Source organism: Kribbella sp., assembly GCF_035655035.1.
Lineage (GTDB): Bacteria > Actinomycetota > Actinomycetes > Propionibacteriales > Kribbellaceae > Kribbella.
Genome location: NZ_DASRVN010000772.1, coordinates 1 through 5416 on the forward strand (window position 1 = coordinate 1; position 5416 = coordinate 5416).

Below are 5416 nucleotides of genomic sequence, written 5' to 3' on the forward strand. Positions count from 1 at the left end.
CATCCAGCTCACGCCCACCCCGTTCAGCTCCACGAACAGCGTGCCGCCAGGACCTGGGTGGGACTGCATGTACAGCCTGGTGCGGTCACTGAGCACCTGGGGGAGACCGCGGTGGCCCAGGTGGAACCGTGCGTACCGCAGTTGGTCCCGCGGGCTCGAGATCAACCCGCCCGCCGCGTGCAGACCACGGGGGACCCTGTCGAACGACGGCTCCACGACGGGCTTGCCGTCCACGATGTTGTGCGACGCGGCGACGCTGAAACCGGCCAGCTCGCTGCGGAAGTACCTGCTGTGGTTCAGGCCGAGCGGGTCGATGACCAGCTCCCGTACGGCGGTCTCGTACGCCTTCCCGTACACCCGCTCGAGGATCAGCCCGGCGACACCGATCGCGGCGTTGTTGTACGAGAAGACCTTCCCGAGCGGGGTCAGCTGCGGGATCTTCGTCATGTCCGCGACGTACTTCGGGAGCGCGTCGTCGCCGTCGCCGGTGTCCTCGAAGTAGTCGCCCTGCCAGCCGGCCGAGTGGTTCAGCAGCTGCCGCACGGTGACCCGGGCCGACACCGCCGGGTCCGCGGTCGCGAAGTCCGGCAGGTACGCGCGGACCGGCCGGTCCAGGCTGATCCGGCCGCGCTCGGCCAGCCGCATGATCGCGGTCGCGGTGAACGTCTTGGTGGTCGAGCCGATCCGGAACACGGTGTCCGTGGACACCGGCTCGTTCGTGTCCACGCTGGTCACCCCGAAGCCGCGGACGTACTCGCGGCCGCGGTACCAGACGCCGAGCCCGGCGCCGGGGATCGCGTACTTGGCCATCCCGGCCTGGATCTTCTCCGCCAGCCGCCCGATCGCGACGGGTTCGGTGGTGGTCGTGGTTGCCGATGACGGCAGGGTGGTGGCCGCGGCGACCGGTACGGCGGCGGCCACGGACTTGAGCACGGTACGACGGGTGAGCGACACGTCAACGTCTCCTCGGGGCGAGTGGATGGTTCCGTTGCCGCTATTATTACCATCGTTGGTATCAATGGATACCCTGAAAGAACCCTGATGGAGAGCCGATGGAGGAGTCACCGACCCCGGTGCTGGACGTCCTGCTGCACCCGATCCGCTGGCGGATCGCGCAGCGCGTGCTGGGCCGTGAGGTGACCACCACGGACCTCAAGCGGGACCTGCCCGACATCCCCACGACCACCCTGTACCGGCACGTCGCCGCACTCATCGACGCCGGCTACCTGACCGTGGTCCGCGAGCGCAAGATCCGCGGCACCACCGAACGCACCCTCAGCCTGGACCAGACCAAGGTCGGCCGCATCGACGCCCGCGAGGCTCGCGCGATGACGGAGGACCAGCACCGCCAGGCCTTCCTGATGATGCTGACCCGCCTCGCCGCCGACTTCGACCGCGTAGTCGAGAACGGCGACCTCTACGAGCGGATGGACCAGCTCGGCTACTCCCAACTGGCGCTGTACCTGAGCCCAGAAGACATGGAGGAGTTCCGCACCCACTTCACCGAGCTGATCCAGCCCTACCTCGCCGAGTCCCCCGGCAAGGCCCGCGTGGTGCTGTCGATGTTCTCCCTACCGGACAGCTGACAAGGAGAGCGAGCGAAGCGAAGCGCCCCCCACCAACAAAGCGAGCGAAGCGACCCACCGCGGGGGTCCGGGGGGCGGAGCCCTCCCGGGGCGGGGTCTGGGGGCTCCGCCCCCAGAAACACAACGACCGATCGATGTGCGCGCTTTCTGCGCACAAGGATCGGCCAGATCGGTCGCGCCCCCGGCAGGATTCGAACCTGCGCACCCGCCTCCGGAGGGCGGTGCTCTATCCCCTGAGCTACGGGGGCTCAGGAACGAGCAGAACATTAGCAGCATGTTCATGCCATTTCCGAATCGGGGGCGTCCGGCGTGGGGTAGAAGACTTGGCATGCGCAAACCAGGGATATCTCTTGTTGTCGTGCTAGCCGCCCTCCTCCTACCCACCCCGGCCCAGGCCGTCACCGGATGGCACGTTGTCGGGTCTGACAACGCCCGCCCGCTGGACGAGAGCCAAGGCCTCGCCACGGTCACCCGCGGCGGAGCTACGCAGTACCACTACACAGGTGTCGGGACCATCCCGTCGGACCTCCTGGTCCGCGGCTGGAATCACGTCGGCGACCCCGGCGCGTCACAGGGCTGGTACGTCGAGCCGTACCAGCGTGACGACCGTGGCGGGAAGCTGTACCGCGTGCAGTCGCCGTCCGGTGCCTGGTCCACCTACACGCACGCCCTGGAGTCCTGGGAGGCGAACAACAACAGCTTCGCCGCGGTGAGCCCGGACGCCCAGTGGCTGGTCACGGGGGAGTGGGGCACGATGGACCGCCTCCTGGTTCTCCCGATGCCCGGTGTGGCCGCCACGGACCCGTCGAAGAACCTCCCGTACGCCGCTGCGATCCGCCTGGACCACCAGGTCCGCGACGTACAGGGCTGCGACTTCGTGAACGCCACTCAGCTCCTCTGCTCCTCCGACGATCCGGACGGCAGCCTGTTCGGTACGACGAAGCCGCTGCTGCAGGTGGACCTGTCCGCGCCCGTGGGCTCGAGTGACGTCACCGGGCATGTGACCTCGCTGGGACAGCTCCCGCTGCAAAGCAGTTGTTCCGGGAGCTTCGAAGTGGAGGGCATCGACTACTACGAGCCCGACGGCACACTGCGCGTCGTGGTGATGTCCCCGGGCGTCTGCGTCGGGATCGACAGCAAGACGTACCGGTTCCAGCGTTGAGCTCGGGAGGCCCACCCATCGGGCCCTGAGTGGACCCTGGAACCCCGGCGCGGTGGCATCCGGCGGGGCTCGAGCGCCGTCATAGTGGTTGTAAGTCCCACGGTGGAAAGGAAACGGTACTCATGGCTAGCTCTCTGGTCCGCCCGTCACACGATCGCTGGATCGGCGGTGTCTGCTCCGGACTCGCTCGCCGGTTCGGTATCTCGTCCAACACGATGCGGCTGATCTTCGTGATCAGCTGCCTGCTCCCGGGCCCCCAGTTCCTGATCTACATCGCGCTCTGGATCCTGATGCCGTCGGAGCGCTGACCCCCGGCGGCCGGCCGTCCCGGCGTACCTGGCAACCTGCTCCCATGCGAGCAGACGGGTGGCGCCGGGCGGTCGGGGCGGCGGCCGTCCTGCTGTTCGCCGGCGTCCTGCCGGGCGGGTGCCGGTTCGGCCCCGCGGCGCCCGCGGCCGCCGACCTGCGGACCGCCGCGCCGCCGTGGGACGCTCCCCGCGACGCCGTCTCGTACATCGACAAGGCCGGGTTCGAGCGGCTCCCGCTGGACTTCTCCGGCCCGTCGCCGTACACGCTGAATGTCGCGGTCACCCTCGACGGCAAGCCGGTCCAGGTCGCGGCCGGGATCGGCATCGACAAGCTCCGCGCGCAGCAGGCCGCCATCCACACGCACGCCACCGACGGCACCGTCTGGGTCGAAGCGAAAACCACCACCGAACGCCCGACGCTCGCCCAGTTCTTCACCCTCTGGGGCGTCCGCTACGACGCCAAGTGCCTCGCCAACGCCTGCAACTCCCTCACCGTGACCGTCAACGGCAACCCAGCCCCGTGGGACACCCCGCTGGTGCGCAACAGTCACGTCACGGTGAGTGCTCGGTAGCGTCGCCGTACCGGGCTGTGGATAGCGAGTCAAGGGTTTGGGGTGCGGGCCATTAGGCTGATCCGGTGACTCCGGAACAGCTCGCTGAGAAGATCCTGCAGGCCCTGGCCGCGCTCGCCGCCGATGGCACCATCGCCGTCGAGGGTGGGCTGCCGCGCGAGCTGAAGGTCGAGCGACCCAAGAACCCCGAGCACGGGGACTACGCGACCAACGTCGCGATGCAGCTCGGCAAGCGCGCCGGGCTGAACCCGCGGCAGTTCGCCGAGCTGCTGGCGGCCAGGCTCCGCGACGACGAGGCGATCACCGCCGTCGACATCGCCGGCCCTGGTTTCATCAACCTCAAGGTCGCGGCCGATGCCCAGGGCAAGGTCGCGCAGGCGATCCTGGACGCCGGCGAGAAGTACGGCACCAGCGACAGCCTGCAGGGCCGGGCGATCAACCTCGAGTTCATCTCGGCGAACCCGACCGGTCCGCTGCACCTCGGCCATACCCGCTGGGCCGCGGTCGGCGACGCGCTGGCCCGCGTGCTGGCGGCGGCCGGGGCGAGTGTCACCCGCGAGTTCTACATCAACGACCGCGGCAACCAGATGGACAAGTTCGGCGCCAGCCTGCAGGCCGCGGCGCACGGGCACCAGATCCCCGAGGACGGGTACCACGGGGAGTACATCCTGGATCTGGCGAAGCGGATCGTCGATGAGGTCCCGGACATCCTCACGCTGCCCGAGGACGAGCAGGTGATCGCGTTCCGCGAGGCGGGGTACGAGCGTCAGCTCAAGGAGCAGCAGGACCAGCTGGACCACTTCCGGACCAAGTTCGACGTCTGGTTCTCGGAGCGCAGCCTGCACGAGCAGGACGGCGTACCGCACGCGATCCAGAAGCTCCGCGACCAGGGCCACCTGTACGAGGCCGACGACGCGCTGTGGATGCGGACGACGGACTTCACCGACGACAAGGACCGGGTGCTGATCCGGTCGAACGGCGAGCCGACGTACTTCGCCTCCGACGCGGCGTACTACGTGAACAAGCGCGACCGCGGCTTCGAGACCTGTATCTATCTGCTCGGCGCCGACCACCACGGCTACGTGAACCGGCTGAAGGCGATCGCGGCCTGCGCCGGCGACGACCCCGAGCACAACATCGAGATCCTGATCGGCCAGCTGGTGAAGATCCTCAAGGGCGGCGAGGAGATGCGGCTGTCCAAGCGGGCCGGCACCATCGTCACGCTCGCCGAGCTGGTCGAGGAGGGCGGCGTCGACGCGCTCCGCTACACCCTCTGCCGGTACCCGGCCGACTCCCCGCTGACCCTGGACATCGAGGAGATGACCCGCCAGGCCAGCGAGAACCCGGTGTTCTACGTGCAGTACGCGCACGCCCGGCTGGCCTCGATCCTGCGCAACGCCGACGAGCTCGGCATCAAGCTGGACGAGTTCGACCCGGGCCTGCTCAGCCACGAGCGCGAGGGCGACCTGCTCCGCGCGCTGGCCGAGTTCCCGCGGGTGGTCGCGACCGCCGCCGAGCTGCGCGAGCCGCACCGGATCGCGCGGTACCTCGAGGACACGGCGGCCGCGTTCCACAAGTTCTACGACAGCTGCCGCGTGCTGCCGCGCGGCGACGAGGAGGTGGAGCCGGTGCACAAGGCTCGCCTGACCCTGGTCTCCGCGACCCGGACCGTGCTCGCCAACGGGCTCGACCTGCTCGGCGTCTCCGCACCGGAGCGGATGTGAGGGCGCACGAGGCGGGCGCGCTGCACGCCGACATCGGCCACCGGGCACCGCCCTGGCTGCGCGC

6 protein-coding genes and 1 tRNA gene are annotated in these 5416 nt (G+C 69.1%); 5 read left to right on the forward strand and 2 right to left on the reverse strand.

Features of this window, described 5'->3' with window-relative positions:
- Window positions 1-954: serine hydrolase domain-containing protein (locus VFF46_RS39260; protein ID WP_325042360.1), on the reverse strand; the 954-nt coding region annotated here is incomplete at its 3' end.
- Window positions 955-1052: 98 nt separating this feature from the next.
- Here VFF46_RS39260 and VFF46_RS39265 point away from each other — a divergent pair.
- Window positions 1053-1586 (forward strand): hypothetical protein, encoded by a 534-nt coding sequence (locus VFF46_RS39265; protein WP_325042361.1) that lies wholly within the window; start codon window positions 1053-1055, stop codon window positions 1584-1586.
- Window positions 1587-1762: 176 nt separating this feature from the next.
- Here the strand turns inward: VFF46_RS39265 and VFF46_RS39270 are convergent.
- Window positions 1763-1834, reverse strand: a tRNA-Arg gene (locus VFF46_RS39270).
- 80 nt (window positions 1835-1914) lie between these two features.
- On the opposite strand from VFF46_RS39270, the gene VFF46_RS39275 reads away from it, so the two are divergent.
- The 4 genes from VFF46_RS39275 (at window position 1915) to argS (ending at window position 5352) form a co-directional block, all read left to right on the forward strand.
- Window positions 1915-2748: a hypothetical protein gene (locus VFF46_RS39275; protein WP_325042362.1), complete on the forward strand. Its 834-nt coding sequence runs from the start codon at window positions 1915-1917 to the stop codon at window positions 2746-2748.
- A gap of 122 nt (window positions 2749-2870) precedes the next feature.
- Window positions 2871-3056: a PspC domain-containing protein gene (locus VFF46_RS39280; RefSeq protein ID WP_325042364.1), complete on the forward strand. Its 186-nt coding sequence runs from the start codon at window positions 2871-2873 to the stop codon at window positions 3054-3056.
- 44 nt (window positions 3057-3100) lie between these two features.
- Window positions 3101-3628: a hypothetical protein gene (locus tag VFF46_RS39285; protein ID WP_325042365.1), complete on the forward strand. Its 528-nt coding sequence runs from the start codon at window positions 3101-3103 to the stop codon at window positions 3626-3628.
- Between the two features lie 65 nt (window positions 3629-3693).
- Complete coding sequence (gene argS / locus VFF46_RS39290) at window positions 3694-5352, forward strand: arginine--tRNA ligase (RefSeq protein ID WP_325042366.1); 1659 nt, start codon at window positions 3694-3696, stop codon at window positions 5350-5352.
- Window positions 5353-5416: the final 64 nt, after the last annotated feature.